The sequence below is a fragment of the Marinobacter sp. V032 genome (genome assembly GCF_052645435.1).
In genome coordinates, this window is sequence record NZ_JBQXYE010000001.1 from 2,465,654 (window position 1) to 2,482,101 (window position 16,448).

A 16,448-nucleotide genomic window follows, 5' to 3' on the forward strand; every position below is an offset into this window, starting at 1 on the left:
CGTCGCATTTTCAAATTTTCAGTTTTCCAAGAGGTGTATGTCATGCAGTTGAACAAGATTCCGGCCACGGTCGTTACCGGCTTTCTGGGCAGTGGCAAAACCACCTTGCTGGCCAACATTCTCCAGCAGGTTACCGGCAAGCGAATCGCTGTGATCGTCAACGAGTTTGGCGAACAGGACATCGACTCAAACCTGCTACGCGGCTGCGCGATCGGCTGTGAAGATGAAACGCCGGTCGGCGCCAACAACAGCGGCATCTATGAGCTGGCGAACGGGTGTATCTGCTGCACAGTGGAAGAAGAGTTTCTGCCAGTGATGAAGCAACTGGTCGAGCGTCGTGACGATATCGACCATATCCTGATCGAAACCAGTGGCCTGGCTCTGCCAAAACCGCTGGTTCAGGCTTTCAACTGGCCGGATGTGCGTCAGCACTGCACGGTTGATGCGATTATCACGGTTATTGACGGCCCTGCAGTGGCTTCCGGCCGATTTGCCGATGATGTTGAGCGTGTTGAAGCCCAGCGTCGGGCCGATGAAAACCTGGATCATGATCCCAGCCTGCGTGAACTGCTGGACGATCAGCTGGATGCCGCCGATCTGGTGATTGTCAGCAAAACAGATCTGCTGGATGCTGATGCCAGAAAGCGGGTAGAAGACGTCATCCGCCAACGGGTGCCGTCTTCAGTCAAAACTCTGTTCGTGGACAAGGAAACCTTTGCTGGCGATCCCATGCAGCTTGAAGCCCTGATGGGAATGGCCTCTGCCAGTGAGGAAAACATCGACAAAATCGAAAATCATCACGACAAGTATCATGCCCATGGCGAGCATCACGATCACGCCCATGATCACTTTGATTCCTGTGTTGTGTCCCTTGGTGAAGTCGATGGCGACAAACTTACGAAAGCACTCACCGAACTGCTAACCCGCTTTGAAATCTATCGCGCCAAAGGCTTTGCCGCACTGCCGGGCAAACCCATGCGTCAGGTGGTGCAGGCGGTTGGCAAGCGGCTGGACACTCATTTCGATCGCATGTGGCATTCGAGCGAAGCGCGTAAGACCGAGCTGGTAGTGATCGGCAAGGGCTTCGACGCCGCTGAAATCCGCAAAGCACTGTCAGCTGCTGAAGTTGAACGGGTAAGCTAATGCATCTGTTCGCCGCCAAGCCCGGAGGCTTTGTAGACGACGAAGGTATCGTTGATCTGGCGCAGACGCCGGGTGACATCGTCATCCTGTCGGCTGCGGACAGCAGCCTGTCGGCTTTGGCGCAGGCGACAGAAAGACAGGATTCGACGTTTCCGGATGTGCGTCTGGCGAACTGGATGAATCTGGTAAAGCCGGCTGCTTTCGATCTGTACGAACACAAGATCCTCGATCGGGCGAAGGTCGTGATTGTGTCTCTGTTGGGCGGCAGTGGTTACTGGAAATATGGTCACGAACGGCTGCTGGAATGGGCCCGACAGGGTTCCGATAGGCAGCTGATCATGGTGCCCGGCTGCGATGCGCCGGATGATGCGCTGCTTGAAGCCTCAACGGTGGATATGACCTCAGCCTGGCGGGTGTGGCGTTTTCTCAGGGAAGGCGGCGTTGATAATGCGGACCAGCTTCTGCGTTTTATTGCCGATCAGTGGCTTGATCGCCCGATGCCCTGGCGCGAACCCAAGCCGATTCCGAATGCTTTGCTTTACCAGCCCGATCATCAGGGCAGCGGACACACGCTCTCGCTGACCGAATGGCGGGCTCGCCAGGCTCCGGCCAGTCCCGTCTGTTTGCTGCTGTTCTATCGCAGCCACCTGCAGGGCGCGAATACCCAGGTGCTCGACGGCATTATCGGTGCAATGGAATCCCAGGGGCTTAGCGTGCTCCCGGTGGCGCTGTCGTCGCTGAAAGAAGATGAGTGCCTGTCGTATGTGAATTATCTGATCGAGCAGACCGGCGCCATTCTGATCCTGAATACCACCGGCTTCTCGGTAAACCGCGGCGCGACCGATATTGACGCACTGGCGAATGATGATGACAGCGGCCTGTTCTTTGGCCGACCCACCGTGCTTCAGTTGATCCTGTCGAGCAGCACAGAGGACGACTGGGAACGGGAGTCCGGCGGGTTGCGCAGCCGTGACGTGGCCATGCAGGTGGTGCTCCCAGAGATGGACGGTCGGGTGATCACCCGCGCTGTCGGTTTCAAGGCGGAAGGCTATTACAGTGAACGCTGCCAGTTATCGGTTATCCGCCACGAAGTGCATCCCGAACGGGCAGGGTTCGTCGCGCAACTGGCGCGCCGTTTCTGCCGTTTGCGTATCACGCCAAATCGCGAAAAAAGACTGGCGTTGGTGTTGGCAAACTATCCGAATCAGGATGGTCGGATTGGCAATGGCGTCGGGTTGGATACGCCTGCCTCAACAGTGGAGTTACTCAATGCTCTGCAAGGTGCCGGCTACCCGCTTGAGGACATCCCGGAAAACGGCGATGACCTGATCCGTGAACTCCAGGGGTCGGTCACCAATCAGCCGCAATCCATTGCCCAGCGACCTTGCTGGCAGAGTCTGGCGGTTGAAGATTATCTGCAGTGGTTCGAGACCTTGCCCGAGGCATCCAGGCAAGCCGTGAACGATCGGTGGGGCAGTCCGGAGCAAGACCCAAAATATCGCCAGGGTCGACTGATGATTGCCGGTATCCGCCTCGGCGAAACCTTCGTTGGTATTCAACCGGAGCGCGATTTTCAGGCCGATCTGACCCAGTCTTATCACGATACTGAACTGGTGCCGCCCCACAGCTATCTCGCGTTTTATGTCTGGCTACGTCTGCACTATCAGGTGGATGCGGTGATTCACGTGGGCAAGCACGGCAGTCTCGAATGGTTGCCGGGTAAAAGTACCGCGTTGTCAGCGGATTGCTGGCCCGATATCGCACTGGGTCCGTTGCCGCATTTTTATCCTTTTATCGTCAATGATCCGGGTGAGGGCGCGCAGGCGAAGCGACGCGCCCACGCCATTATTATCGATCACCTGATGCCGCCACTGTCCCGGGCTGAAATTTATGGCGCGATGGCGGAACTGGAATCCCTGACTGATGAATACTACCAGGCGCTCGGGCTTGATCCCCGGCGCGAAAAGTTTCTGCGCAAGACGATTCTGGGCCATCTGAGAGAAACGGGGATCGACCAGGAACTCAGTCATATCGCTGATCCCACTAACGTTGACGATGACACCCTGCTGACAGAGCTGGATACCTTCCTCTGTGACATCAAGGAAGCTCAAATTCGCCACGGCCTGCATATTCTTGGCAAGCTTCCGCCAACCGAAAAGCTCCCCGGCACTTTGGTCGCCATTCTTCGCTTACCCCGTGGCTCACAGCCGGAATATCAGGGTATTTTGCATAATCTGGCGGCTGATCTCGGGCTAATGGCTGCGGATAGCGAATTTGATCCGTTGGCTGCCGGTGCGGAACTCTGGACTGGCCCGCGCCCTGAAACACTCGTGAGCCAATCGGATTCATCCTGGCGTACCGGAGCAGACACTCGGGAGCGACTTGAACTGCTGGCCCACCAGGTGGTGGCTGATTATGTGGTGGGCGATGGCGATCTTGAGGCGCTGACGCAGGACTATCCCGCCACCGCAGCCCAGTGTCGCTACGCCCGCGACGTGGTGTTTGCAGCGATGCGGCGTGGCGTAGGCATGGAAATCCAGTCGCTGATTGACGGGCTCAGCGGTTATTTCGTTCCGCCGGGGCCAAGTGGTGCGCCCAGTCGAGGGCGGCTGGATACACTGCCAACAGGACGAAACTTCTATACCGTCGATAATCGCTCGGTGCCGTCGCCGGCGGCCTGGACTCTAGGCGAGAAGTCAGCGCAGGCGCTGGTCGAACGGTATTTGCAGGATCATGGCGATTTCCCGCGTCGTTTGGGCGTTTCAATCTGGGGCACCGCGACCATGCGCACCGGCGGTGATGATATTGCCCAGGCTTTCGCGCTGATGGGCGTCAAACCGGTGTGGTCAAAGGGATCGCAACGGGTTATCGATATTGAGGTGATCCCGACCATGCTGCTTCAGCGCCCGCGGGTTGATGTCACCCTGCGGGTGTCGGGATTTTTCCGGGATGCCTTCGCCAACGTTATTCGCCTGTTTGATGCAGCAGTGCAGGCCGTGGCGAATTACGAAGAGCCGGGCAGCGACAATACCGTTCGCCGCAACGTGCTGGCACGCCAGTCGCAGCTGATCGCTGAGGGCAGTTCCGAAGCTGAGGCGTTCAGGCAATCCAGTTACCGGGTATTCGGCAGCAAACCGGGCGCCTATGGCACAGGGCTCAATAGTCTGATTGATGGCCGTAGCTGGGAAGATCGCGGCGATCTGGCCGAAGCCTACCTGGCAGCAGGCGGTTACGCTTATGGTCAGGCTTCCGCCTACGGTGTCGAGGCACGTGATGATTTCGAGCATCAGCTCAATGGCATGGAGGCGGTGGTCCAGAATCAGGATAACCGCGAGCACGACATTCTGGATTCGAACACCTATTACCAGTTCCAGGGCGGCATGGCGAACGCATCTCGCTCACTTTCCGGCGCAGCGCCTGCGATCTACCATGCGGATCACGCCAATCCTGCGTTGCCCAAAATTCGCACGCTGAAAGAAGAGTTGAACCGCGTCATGCGTTCACGCGTGCTCAATCCCAAGTGGATTGGCGCCATGCAGGAGCACGGCTACAAAGGCGCATTCGAAATGGCGGCCACCGTCGATTACCTGTTTGCCTACGACGCCACTACCGATCTGGTTGATGACTACCAGTATGAGCAGCTTTCGGACGCACTGGTGTTTGACTCCGAAAACCAGCAGTTCCTGCGGGATCACAACCGAGCAGCGCTCGAAGAAATGTCAGAGCGCCTGCTGGAAGCAACCCAGCGGGGCTTGTGGCGTGAACCGGGCGAATACGCGGCGGCTCTTCAGGATTTGCTGCTGGAATTAGATGAAGAAAGTGAGTCCGGTAGTGGTTCACCGCCACAGCCGGCGAGGGTGACCGAAGCGGGAGCGGTAGGGCATGGCAGGTAACGTCACTGTCAAAGGCTGGTGCCCGGGCGCGTTGCGGCCGATGCTCTCCGGTGACGGTCTGGTTGTGCGAGTGCGTCCCCGGTTCGCTGCGCTTTCCCGCAATCAGGTGTTGGCCTTGTGTGATGCAGCCAGCCGCTTCGGCACCGGCGTAATCGACCTGACTAACCGTGCCAATCTGCAGATCAGAGGTGTAACCGAAGCGGCCTGGCCGGAACTGATAGAAGCACTAGGCGAAGCCGGACTTGTCGACGACGATGCCGAAACTGAAGAGCGGCGGAACCTGTTGGTTGCGCCTGACTGGATCGACGGCGACGATACGCACCGTATCACCGGCCTGCTATTGAATCGCCTCAACGCATTGCCGTCGCTGCCGGCCAAAGTCGGCTTTGCCATTGATGCCGGGCCGGCGCCGCTATTGAGTTATGAATCGGCGGATTTCCGGATCGAAAGAAACGAATCCGGACAACTGCTGGTCCGTGCTGACGGACGCGACAAGGGAGCCTTGGTCGCAACGCCCGAAGCAGCGGTCGATGCACTGATTGCACTTGCTCACTGGTTTGTCGACAGCGGCGGCCTGGATGCAGGCAGGATGCGTCGGCACGATGCCGATTTGCCGGAGTGGGCCGCGCCGAGGATTTCTCCGGCTCAAGCTGCACGAGTGCCGGCTCTGGGTATTCATCGGGCAGGTACATTGTATGGGCTGATTTTCGGTCAGGTTGATGCCGGAAACCTCAGGGCTGCGGTAGAGCAAACCAACGCGAAAGGCATGCGGGTGACCCCCTGGCGTCGCTTGATCCTGGAGGGCGGTATACCCGGGCTTCCGTGTTCAGGCCTGGTTCTGGATAATAGCGCGCCGGAACTGAATGCGGATGCCTGCGCCGGAGCGCCGGGATGTGAGCAGGCTACGGTGGCGACACGTGAACTCGCGCGTCAGCTGAGCGGTGCGGTAGAAGGCCACCTGCACGTATCGGGCTGCTCGAAAGGCTGCGCACGCCGGCTCGCCAGCGATATTTGTGTCACAGGCAGAGAAGGGCGTTACGACGTGATTTTTAAAGGGAGAGCGGACGGAGAACCGGACATCACCGGCCTGACCGCATCTCAGCTACTTGAATATTTTGGAGTGAAGTAATGCCCCACGCCTACGAGAAAGACGGGCCGTCGATTTATCTGGAGTCTTTCGCCACTATCCGGCGTGAAGCCGACCTTGCCCGGTTTTCTGCAGACGAAGAGCCGGTTGCCGTGCGAATGATTCATGCAACCGGCATGGTCGAGCTGGCGCCTCATATCGAATTTTTTGGTGACTTTGCTCGCATTGCTCGCACCGCGCTTGAGGCCGGCGCGCCGATACTCTGTGACGCCCGCATGGTGTCAGAAGGCATTACCCGAGCGCGACTGCCAGCGAATAACGAGATCATTTGTACCCTGCACGATGAACGCGTGCCGGCCATGGCAAAGGCCGTGTCGAATACCCGATCAGCCACTGCGCTTGAGCTATGGCGCCCCTATCTTGGCGGGGCGGTAGTCGCGATTGGTAATGCACCGACGGCGTTGTTCCACCTGCTCAATATGCTGGAAGACCCGGAATGTCCGCGTCCGGCTGCCATCCTGGGCTGCCCGGTCGGTTTCGTCGGCGCAGCAGAATCCAAAGACGCGCTCTGGGACAGTCAGGATCTGCCATGCTGTATCGTGCGGGGACGTTTGGGCGGTAGTGCGGTCACTGTTGCTGCCATCAATGCATTAGCGGATCGAAAAGAATGACAACTGGCACCATTTATGGCGTGGGCCTGGGCCCCGGCGCACAGGATCTGATGAGCGTTCGCTCCGACCGGCTGATCCGCAACGCAGGCTATGTGGCGTATTTCCACAAGGCGGGCAAAACCGGCCATGCGCGGCGCATTGTCGAGGGCATGCTCCCGGAAAACGTCGTTGAGCTGTCAATGGCGTATCCCGTGACAACCGAAATTCCTTTTGATGATCCGCGTTACAAGGATCAGCTGTCACGCTTTTATGAAAGCAGCGTCGAACGTTTAATCGAAATCGCCGATGCAGGTCACGATGTAGTGGTGCTTTGCGAAGGCGATCCGTTTTTTTATGGCTCGTTTATGCACCTGTATACCCGGTTGGTCGATCGGGTGCCGGTATCCGTGGTGCCGGGTATCACCGGCATGTCGGCCGCCTGGACTGCAACCGGTCGGCCAGTGACCTGGGGTGATGATGTGCTCACCGTTGCGATGGGCACCTTGCCGGAAGACCTGCTGGCAGAGCGGATTGCGCAAACTGACGCACTGGTCGTTATGAAAATCGGGCGCAATCTGGACAAGGTGCGGCGCGCCCTGGTTACGGCTGGCCGGGAAGACGAGGCCTGGTTTATTGAATACGCGGCCATGGACGAAGAGCGGGTCACGCCGTTCCGCGAGGCCGGCCAGATCGCACCTTACTTCTCGATTCTGCTGATTCACGGTAACGGGAGGCGCCCGTGAGCGGCTGGCTCGTTGTCGCTGGCCTCGGCCCCGGTGCGGATGGAATGATCACTCCGGAAGTCTCCGAAGTGCTGGCCCAGGCAACTGATATCGTCGGCTATATTCCGTACGTCAAACGGGTGCCGGAGCGCGAGGGTCTGGTATTGCACGCGACGGACAACCGCCAGGAACTGGATCGGGCCACTCATGCCCTGGAAATGGCAGCCGCGGGCAGAAATGTCGTGGTGGTGTCGTCTGGAGACCCCGGTGTGTTTGCGATGGCATCGGCGCTATTCGAAGCGCTTGAAGCCGGGCTGAAACAATGGCGAGAAGTTGATATTCGGGTGCTTCCGGGTGTCTCGGCAATGCTGGCGGCGAGTGCGGCAGCGGGTGCGCCATTGGGCCATGATTTTTGTTGTATCAATCTGTCAGACAACCTCAAACCCTGGTCGTTGATTGAACGCCGTTTGCAGCTTGCGGCTGAAGCGGACTTCGCGATGGCATTCTATAACCCGCGTTCCAAGTCGCGTCCGGAAGGCTTCGCCAAAGCATTGAGCGTTCTGCGCGAAGCTTGCGGCCCGGACCGTATTATTATCTTTGCTCGTGCCGTTTCAACCGACGAGCAGCAGGTGAGAGTGACGACTCTGGCGGAAGCCGAGCCTGAAATGGCCGATATGCGCACGCTGGTGATTGTCGGGTCGAGTCTGACAAAGGTAATTGATCGTCCGGCTGGGCCGCTGGTTTATACGCCGCGCTCGGTTGTCTGATCCAGCCAGTCCAGCACGGCATCGACACAATGAACCTCCTGTCGCTGCGGTGAAGGCGGGCGATTGATCATGATCACAGACAGTCCAAGCTGGCGGGCGGCTACCAGCTTGGCAGCGGCACCGGTGCCGCCAGCGTTCTTGCAGACCACGACATCAATCGCGTGTTCTCGCAACAGGGCAAGATCGCCATCAAGGGTAAACGGCCCCCGATCGACCACAACGCTATGCTTGGGCAATGGCGGAGGCGAATACGGTGCATCAACCAGCCGTAACAGGTAGTGATGCTGGGGTTGGACGGAGAATGCTGGCAGGTGCATGCGGCCAATGGCGAGCATCACCCGTTGACTATCGCCCGATAGCGCGTCAACGGCGGCGTCGATGTCCGGCACGATGTGCCAATGATCGCCGGGCTGAGATTCCCAGGCGGGCCGGGTCAGCGCAATTAAAGGCACGCTTGTCGCTTGACTGGCCTCGACAGCATGTTGGCTCATCTGTCCGGCAAATGGATGCGTCGCGTCGATCAGATGGGTAATGCGATGAGTCTGCAGATAGGTGATCAGCCCTTCAACGCCACCGAAACCGCCAACACGCACCGGCAAGGGTTGGGGTTTAAGGGCCGCGACCCGTCCCGCATAGCTGAAAGTGGCGGAAATATTGCGTTCTGCCAGAGCCTGCGCCAACGCGCTGGCTTCGGTTGTTCCACCCAGAATCAGGATATTTATCATGGCTGACGTTAATAACGCTCCGTGGCTCACATTCGTTGGCTGGGGGGAGAGTGGCACATCCGGTTTAACGGCGGCAAGCCAAACTGCGCTCGAGCAGGCCTCAACCGTTTTCGGTGCCCGTCGCCACCTCGATCTGTTGCCGGATATCAATGCAGACGTGATCGAATGGCCGGTGCCGTTCAGCGATGGTATTCCGTTGCTGTTAGCGAAGCGTGGTCAACGTGTCGTGATGCTGGTGTCCGGCGACCCGTTCTGGTTTGGTGCGGGCACATCGGTATCAAAACACCTGCAACCCAACGAATGGACGGCGATACCATCACAGTCAACATTCAGCCTTGCTGCGTCAGCGCTGGGATGGCCGTTGGAGCGGGCCACCTGTCTTGGACTCCACGCGATACCGTTGAGCCGTATCCGTCCGTTTCTGCACGCACGGCAAAAGCTGATCGTACTGCTCCGTGACGGAGCCGCTGTGAGGGAATTGGCGGGATTGATCGCGAGCCTGGGCTTCGCGGAATCGAGGCTCCACCTGCTGGAAGCCCTTGGCGGCGAACGCCAGAGGATCCGGGTATTCAGTGCCGGCGAGCAACCGCCCGACGACATCAACCACCCGGTAGCTGTGGCGATTGATGTTGCCGGCAGCGGACCCGCGATGCCCCGGACCCCAGGTCTGCCGGATTCCTTCTTCGAACACGACGGCCAGATCACCAAGCAGACGGTGCGCGCATTGACCCTGTCAGCGCTGTCACCAATGCCTGGCGAGTTGCTCTGGGATATCGGCACAGGTTCGGGTTCAGTTGCCATTGAATGGCTGCTGGCGCATCCGCAGAATCGGGCAATCTCGTTTGAAGCCTCCACTGATCGCGCCGCGACCGCCAGACGCAATGCGCGTAACCTCGGCGTAGACTGGCTGGATATTGTTGAGGGGCGTGCGCCGGATGTGCTCGGCGATCAACCTTTGCCGGATGCTGTTTTCATAGGCGGAGGTCTGACTGAGCCCTTATTGGAAACGCTCTGGCAGCGGCTACCTGAAGGCACCCGACTGGTGGCTAACGCAGTGACGCTGGAATCTGAAGCACTGTTGGTTCAGTGGCAGGACAATAAAGGCGGAGAATTGCAGCGAATCGCCTTGTCGTCGGCCGGTGCCATTGGTAGTCGCCGGGGATGGAAATCCCAGTATCCCATCGTGCAATGGCGGGTAACGCTGTGATTGTAGCCGGATTCGGATATCGAGCAGCAGCCGAAGCAGAATCGCTCCGGGATGCGCTGGAAGCCGCTTGTGCGCAGACTGCCTCCGGCGTGCAGCCTGCAGCGATTAATGCATTGGCTGCACCTACGGACAAAATTCCACTGGTAAGCAAGCTTGGGCAGGCGTTAGGGGTGCCGGTAATCGCAGTTGACGCGCAACAGCTTACGGCCATGCCCACGCAAACCCTGTCGGAAAAAAGCATTCAGAATCGGGGCACAGGAAGCGTGGCTGAAGCCTCCGCTTTGGCGGGTGCCGGCAACAATGCATCGTTACTTTGCCTGCGCACCGTTTCGCAGGATCGAATGGCCACCTGTGCGTTGGCCAAAGGAACACACTCATGACTGTACACTTTGTTGGCGCAGGGCCGGGAGCGCCTGATTTACTGACCCTGCGGGGTAGGGATCTGATTGCCGCCAGCCCGGTTTGCTTGTACGCCGGTTCGCTGATACCGATTGAAATTCTCGCGCATTGTCCGGCTGAAGCGCGAATCGTAAATACTGCGTCCATGTCGCTGGATGACATTATCAGCGAGATTCAGTCGGCTCATGCTCAGGGGCTTGATGTTGTCCGTCTTCATTCCGGAGACCTGTCGGTCTGGTCTGCGATGGGGGAGCAGTTGCGTCGTCTCCGTGCGCTGGCTATTCCCTACACCGTAACGCCTGGAGTGCCGGCATTTGCCGCCGCCGCAGCGACACTTGGAAACGAACTGACATTGCCTGAAGTTGCGCAATCACTGGTGCTGACGCGCACCCCCGGGCGGGCGAGCGCGATGCCAGAGGGCGAAACCCTTTCCAACTTCGCTGCTACAGGCGCTACTTTGGCGATACACCTGTCGATCCACAATCTGGCCCAGGTGGTTACGGATCTTTCGCCGGCCTATGGAACAGAATGTCCGGTAGCGGTTGTCTGGCGTGCAAGTTGGCCCGATGAAAAAGTCATAAGAGGAACATTGGCGACGATCGAGATGCTGATCGACGAGAGCATTAACCGGACTGCATTGATTCTGGTCGGGCCCGCACTGGCAACCGACACCTTTACTGAAAGCAGTTTGTACGCGGTTGGTTATGATCGCCGCTTTCGGCCGCAATCAGCTGACTCGCCGTTTGCTGAAAGCGGGTCGGACCACAGCGGGGATGGGCAATGATTCAGTTGTCGCTTATCGGTATCGGCACCGGGAATCCGGATCATGTGACACTGGCTGCCGTAAACGCCATGAACCGAGCCGATCTTATCCTCATCCCCCGCAAGGGCGAGAAGAAATCCGACCTCGTGGATCTGCGCAGATTGCTGTGCCGAAAGCTCCTGAAAGACGCCAGTCCTGCCCGAATTGTCGAGTTTGATTTGCCTTCCCGGGCGGACTCGCCGGATTACCTCGCCGATGTCGACGACTGGCATTCGGCCATATCCAATGTGTGGGGCGATCTGATCGAGCGACATCTGCCAAAAGGCGGCAAGGCGGCGCTCATGATCTGGGGCGATCCATCACTTTACGATAGCAGCCTGCGTATCGCTGAAAAGCTTGAACATGCCGGCATGCCAGTTGAGATTACAGTGGTTCCGGGAATCACCAGTTTGCAGGTATTAACAGCCGAACATCGGATTCCACTCAATGCGCTGGCGGAGCCCGTCATTATCACAACGGGCCGCAAGCTGCGCGAAGCAGGGTGGCCGGCTGATGCGGGCACGGTTGCCGTAATGCTGGACAGTGGCGGGGCGTTCCAGTCCCTCGCCCCGGACGACATCCAGATCTGGTGGGGGGCTTATCTGGGAATGGAGAAACAATGTCTGATGTCCGGCCGTTTAACGGACATCAGCGATCAGATCGTCGCCCGCAGGGCAGAACTGCGCGCTGAACATGGCTGGATAATGGATATCTACCTGCTCAGGTGTAGTCCACAAGCGAATCGGTAAATCTGACAATTTCCGCAGCCAGAGCCTCGGGAGCCACTGCCTGGGGAAAATGACCGGTATCGAGACTGACCACCTTGGCTCCCGGCACCAGTTCCTGCATTTTCCTCTGGGCGCTGAGTACAACAGACCGGTCTTTCAATGCCTCAACGTACAGGCGCGGTATGGACCCAAACCCTTCCTCCGTCCAGCGCGCTACAATGGCTCGCCCACCTTCCGGTTGCGGTGTTAGCTTCGCGGCCGCCGCTTCCGCTTCATCTTCTGGCAAGTCGTGAAGAAAGAGCTCTTTTGCTGCCTGCGCGGGCACATGAGATAACAGGTGGTCGTCAGACCATTCCAGGTGCGGTCCAATACCGATCACGGACGGATCGGCTGCCTTAAGGGCGGCTGTTAACTGGGCGAACCCCATGCCTGACGGCAGCATCATCGCGGTGACAAATACGATGCCGGCCACTCGCTCGGGTACGGCTTCAGCCACCTGTGTCGCGGTTACACCGCCGCCGGAGTGACCAACCAGCACAACCTTCCCCTGAACCGATTCAATTTCTTGTATCACGTACTCAACATAGCCTTTCAGGCATATTTCACCGGGCGCACCCTCTGTAACACCGTTGCCGGGAAGGTCGATCGCAATGGACGGTATTGCGGACGCCGCCAGTAAAGGTTGAAGTTTGTGCCATCCCCAACTACCGGCCCAGGCGCCGTGAATAAGAATCAGCGTTGGTTTTTGATCAAGGTCAGGCATAAGTCCTCCGGTACATCTCACGAATATGAGCTTCAACCGTGGTTGGCGGGTATTTGGGTGACTCACCCTCTTCAAGGCAACAGGGAAGGCAACGCACCTCATGGGAAGGGGCACCGGTAAAAAAGAAGGGTACGGAGTAGCGTTCTTTACCTGAAATATTGACCACCCTGTGGACGGTGGAGTGATAGCGATCGTTGGTCCAGCGGGCAATCATGTCGCCGAGATTCACCACAAACGTGCCGGGTATCGGATTTACGTCAAGCCAGCGCTCCGCAGAACGGTCCCAAACCTGTAATCCAGGATTATCATCAAGCAGCAATATGGTGATCCCGCCGAAATCAGTATGGGCACCGCAGCCTTTCTCGCCGGGTGCAGGTTTCCTGGGCTGAGGTGGGTAGTGCAGCAATCGCAATGTGGCCTGAGCTTCATGGCAGAAGTCAGCGAAATAGTCTTCTTTGAGTCCCAGGGACAGGGCAAGCGCATTCATGATCCGGGTGCTGAGCGCGGTCATCAGCTGGTAGTAGCGCGTCATGACTTCTCGAAACTCAGGTTGCCCTTCAGGCCACTGGTTCATACCCTGGTTGAAGTGCCCCTGTGACAATCTCGGGTCATCTTCAGCGATATCCTCCCCTATATAAAAGCCTTCCTTCAGGTCCGGTGGCGAACCTGGCTCCAGCGTTTGGCCACGAAGGCTTTCATAGCCCCGGTTTGCCGGCGAGTGCGCTTTGTCTACCTTCATCTTGTCTGTCTCAGGCAACGAAAAGAACCGCCTGGAAGCGGCGAATACCTCGCCGATCAACTCATCAGATATTCCGTGATCGCTGATATAGAAAAAGCCGGTGTTCAGGCAAGTATCCCGAAGAGAGTCAGCAAGCAATTGACGGCTATCTGCGTCTGATGTTTGCAGGGGCATCATGCTGATAATGGGGAGTTTATCTTCCAGCGGGCTTTGAAAAGCGGACGTCATCGTGGGTTTGCCTCTGAGTCGAGTGAAGAGAGTTCGAGAGCCTTGTGGGCTGTTGGAGACCTATTCAGAAAACGTGCCATCAGGGGTATGGGTTTCGGCGACTTTTTAAGGCCTTCAGATGCTTGATCGCGAATACCTCCACCAGTTGCAGGGCAGTATTGGTGCGGCTGCCTTTTTGTTTGATCGATATTGGTGCGGTTAGGTGCGCCTAACGGATCAAAATCGTCGCTTTTCACGCTTCTTTTCTGGCACTGCGATTGCTTAGTAATGAAATGTTGAATGAGTGGTCAGGTAATGCGGTGTTCAATTGGCGCCGAGAATACCGCATGACTGGCTGCATGCCGAGAGAGTCTGGCCAATGAGACAGCTTTTCTCCCGTTTAACGTCTATTTCGAATCCTGATGGCGAGTTCCGGAAACAGAAAGACGCGAGAACCTTGAAAGTTTACGAAGGGCTACACAAGACTGGCCCGGTATGTGCTCCGACAGTATGAACAGCACTGGCTGAGATCCATTTATGAGTGGTAGTGGACGTTGACTATGCCTGAATCTTTCCGGGTTTCTGAAAGCCGCACCGGCGGCCACCCGCAATATGCCTGGGGGCTTGGGTATTCACTGCTGGCTTTTACAGCATTGGGTTGGGGGTTCAATTTCCCGATTTTAAAGCTGGGGTTAGAGCACAGTCCGCCTTTGATCTACACCATGCTCCGTATCGCACTCGGTACGCTCACCATGTTTTTACTGGCGGCGGCTATGGGCAATCTCAGACTGCCGCATCGCAAGGATATCCCGGTTGTGCTTTCTGTTGGTCTACTGCAAAACCTCGGCTTCATCACACTGGTGACGGTGGCGCTTCAGTATCTACCGGCGGGAAGGGCGGTGATTTTGGCTTACACCTCGCCCATCTGGGTTGTGCCGGCCGCCGCATTGTTTCTGGGGGAACGCTTCACCTTGCCGAAAGCTATCGGTGTCGGGCTCGGCATGTCTGGTCTTGTATCCATCATGAATCCGCTATCCGTTGCCTGGGATGAGAGTGGTCTGGCGATCGGCGCAGGCATGATTTTGCTGGCCACATTTATCTGGACGGCGGGTCTTGTCCACGTCAGGCGCCATCACTGGCACGGTGATGTGTGGTCATTGATTCCCTGGCAAATCGGCTGTTCGCTCATGGCGCTTATTCCGATTGCGTTACTTTCCGAGGATTTCTCAGCGGTCCAATGGGATACCTCGTTTGTGCTCAATATCACCTTCAGCGGGGCAATAGCGTCCGGGCTTTGCGTTGCTGCACAAGTAGGTGCGATGCGCTCATTACCGGCGGTCAGCATGTCGCTCAGCTCCGCTGCGGTGCCGACGGTCGGCATGTTGGCGTCATTCTGGGTTTTGGGTGAGCGACCGCTCATGAACGACATTATCGGCTTTGTACTGATTGCGCTGGGCATCGCAGTGGTAGGTCTGGCAGACAGGCGCCAGGCACGAATGGCGCGCGCGAACGCTCTGACAGCACTTTAAGTTATGCATTTTAAATTCTGATTTAAAAGTGAAAATTGCGCTGACATGCGCTTAAAACCAGCAATACTCACGATGACATTGGAGATAACCCATGAGAACACGATTTCCGCGTATGGCAGTGCTTGCGCTATCGCTGTCCATCAGCAGCATTGCATCTGCTGCAGACAAAGTAGTGTTTCAGCTGGACTGGTTACCGGGAGGCGACAAGGCGCCGGTGTATGTCGGGATCCAGCAGGGCTATTTCCAGGCAGAAGATCTGGACGTCTCTATAGCGAGCGGCCGCGGGTCTACCGACGCCGTTACCAAGATGGCGACAGGACAATCCGATGTAGGCACGGCTGACATCGGTGCGCTGATGGCGGCAAAGGCACAGGACGATGTGCCGGTCAGCGCCGTGTACGCGTTTTTTACCCAGGCGCCTCATGCTTTCTTTACGCTGGCGGATAGCGACATCGAATCGATAAAAGATATACCCGGCAAAAAAGTCGCGACATCACCGTTCACGTCGTCCAACGCTTTCCTACCGCTGGTACTGGAGGAAAATGGCATGCCTGCGGATGCCGTGACTCTGACGAAGACTGATCCGGGTGCGCTCGGCCCCATGCTGATGACTGGTAATACGGATGCCATTATCGCCTGGGTGACCAATACAGCCCTGTTTACTGAACAGGCGAAATCCGCCGGAAAGGAAATCAGAGTATTGCCCTGGTCGGATGCAGGGCTTGAGCTATACAGCTCGTCTTTGCTGGCAGCAGACAAGTTCATTGAGGAACGGCCGGATGTCGCAAAGCGCTTCGTGAGGGCTTATGCCAAGGCGGTCGCCTTTACGGCCGACAAACCAAAACAAGCGGGCGAGGATATTCACACAATGGTGCCAGAGGTTGACCCGATTGTGGCGGCCAATCAGATCACTGACACCATGAAGCTGGTTAAGAACAGCATTTCGGACACCGATGGCATGGGCGTGTTTACCAAGGCGCGGGTAGCCCAGACCTGGACTTATGTGGCCAAGGCGAACGGGCTTGAAACCAGCGCGCTGGACCCGGAATCGATCATTAACCGTTCACTGATGCCTGAGTGAGTCCGT

The 16,448-nt window shown here is 57.6% G+C and carries 15 protein-coding genes; 12 read left to right on the forward strand and 3 right to left on the reverse strand.

The window, feature by feature from the left end:
- The first annotated feature begins 42 nt into the window (after positions 1-42).
- The 6 genes from cobW to cobJ are packed head-to-tail and all read left to right on the forward strand — an operon-like array spanning position 43 to position 8,262.
- Positions 43-1,143: a cobalamin biosynthesis protein CobW gene (gene cobW / locus ACUN9X_RS11200; RefSeq protein ID WP_445473101.1), complete on the forward strand. Its 1,101-nt coding sequence runs from the start codon at positions 43-45 to the stop codon at positions 1,141-1,143.
- Positions 1,143-5,036, forward strand: coding sequence for a cobaltochelatase subunit CobN (cobN, locus tag ACUN9X_RS11205; RefSeq protein ID WP_445473102.1), 3,894 nt, complete (start codon positions 1,143-1,145; stop codon positions 5,034-5,036). Before cobW ends, cobN begins: the two co-directional genes overlap by 1 nt.
- On the forward strand, positions 5,026-6,165 hold the full coding sequence (locus tag ACUN9X_RS11210; RefSeq protein WP_445473103.1) for a cobalamin biosynthesis protein CobG: 1,140 nt from the start codon (positions 5,026-5,028) through the stop codon (positions 6,163-6,165). Before cobN ends, ACUN9X_RS11210 begins: the two co-directional genes overlap by 11 nt.
- Complete coding sequence (locus ACUN9X_RS11215) at positions 6,165-6,794, forward strand: precorrin-8X methylmutase (RefSeq protein WP_260035655.1); 630 nt, start codon at positions 6,165-6,167, stop codon at positions 6,792-6,794. The genes ACUN9X_RS11210 and ACUN9X_RS11215 overlap by 1 nt, the downstream gene beginning before the upstream one ends.
- On the forward strand, positions 6,791-7,516 hold the full coding sequence (cobI, locus tag ACUN9X_RS11220) for a precorrin-2 C(20)-methyltransferase (RefSeq protein ID WP_445473104.1): 726 nt from the start codon (positions 6,791-6,793) through the stop codon (positions 7,514-7,516). The genes ACUN9X_RS11215 and cobI overlap by 4 nt, the downstream gene beginning before the upstream one ends.
- Positions 7,513-8,262 carry a precorrin-3B C(17)-methyltransferase gene (gene cobJ, locus ACUN9X_RS11225; protein WP_445473105.1) on the forward strand — a complete coding sequence of 250 codons (750 nt, stop codon included), beginning with the start codon at positions 7,513-7,515 and terminating at the stop codon, positions 8,260-8,262. Before cobI ends, cobJ begins: the two co-directional genes overlap by 4 nt.
- Here the strand turns inward: cobJ and ACUN9X_RS11230 are convergent.
- Positions 8,238-8,987 (reverse strand): cobalt-precorrin-6A reductase, encoded by a 750-nt coding sequence (locus ACUN9X_RS11230; RefSeq protein ID WP_445473106.1) that lies wholly within the window; start codon positions 8,985-8,987, stop codon positions 8,238-8,240. The two genes, cobJ and ACUN9X_RS11230, sit on opposite strands and share 25 nt — an antisense overlap.
- Here ACUN9X_RS11230 and cbiE point away from each other — a divergent pair.
- From cbiE to cobF, 4 genes are read left to right on the forward strand one after another with little or no spacing between them, the layout of a single operon-like run.
- Complete coding sequence (gene cbiE / locus ACUN9X_RS11235; protein WP_445473107.1) at positions 8,986-10,194, forward strand: precorrin-6y C5,15-methyltransferase (decarboxylating) subunit CbiE; 1,209 nt, start codon at positions 8,986-8,988, stop codon at positions 10,192-10,194. The two genes, ACUN9X_RS11230 and cbiE, sit on opposite strands and share 2 nt — an antisense overlap.
- A complete protein-coding gene (locus ACUN9X_RS11240) occupies positions 10,176-10,574 on the forward strand; it encodes a cobalamin biosynthesis protein (RefSeq protein WP_445473108.1) in 399 nt (132 codons plus the stop codon). The genes cbiE and ACUN9X_RS11240 overlap by 19 nt, the downstream gene beginning before the upstream one ends.
- Positions 10,571-11,377 (forward strand): precorrin-4 C(11)-methyltransferase, encoded by an 807-nt coding sequence (gene cobM, locus ACUN9X_RS11245; protein WP_445473109.1) that lies wholly within the window; start codon positions 10,571-10,573, stop codon positions 11,375-11,377. Before ACUN9X_RS11240 ends, cobM begins: the two co-directional genes overlap by 4 nt.
- Complete coding sequence (gene cobF, locus ACUN9X_RS11250) at positions 11,374-12,144, forward strand: precorrin-6A synthase (deacetylating) (RefSeq protein ID WP_445473110.1); 771 nt, start codon at positions 11,374-11,376, stop codon at positions 12,142-12,144. Before cobM ends, cobF begins: the two co-directional genes overlap by 4 nt.
- Here cobF and ACUN9X_RS11255 read toward each other — a convergent pair.
- Both ACUN9X_RS11255 and ACUN9X_RS11260 read right to left on the reverse strand, forming a co-directional pair.
- Complete coding sequence (locus ACUN9X_RS11255) at positions 12,116-12,886, reverse strand: alpha/beta fold hydrolase (protein ID WP_445473111.1); 771 nt, start codon at positions 12,884-12,886, stop codon at positions 12,116-12,118. The genes cobF and ACUN9X_RS11255 overlap by 29 nt on opposite strands.
- On the reverse strand, positions 12,879-13,853 hold the full coding sequence (locus tag ACUN9X_RS11260; RefSeq protein ID WP_445473112.1) for an isopenicillin N synthase family dioxygenase: 975 nt from the start codon (positions 13,851-13,853) through the stop codon (positions 12,879-12,881). Before ACUN9X_RS11260 ends, ACUN9X_RS11255 begins: the two co-directional genes overlap by 8 nt.
- Positions 13,854-14,392: 539 nt before the next feature.
- Here ACUN9X_RS11260 and ACUN9X_RS11265 point away from each other — a divergent pair.
- Together ACUN9X_RS11265 and ACUN9X_RS11270 are read left to right on the forward strand one after the other, a co-directional pair.
- Positions 14,393-15,361, forward strand: a complete 969-nt coding sequence (locus ACUN9X_RS11265) for a DMT family transporter (protein WP_445473113.1) — start codon at positions 14,393-14,395, stop codon at positions 15,359-15,361.
- A 91-nt stretch (positions 15,362-15,452) separates the two neighbouring features.
- Entirely contained in the window at positions 15,453-16,442 is a 990-nt protein-coding gene (locus ACUN9X_RS11270) for an ABC transporter substrate-binding protein (protein WP_445473114.1), read from the forward strand.
- Positions 16,443-16,448: the final 6 nt, after the last annotated feature.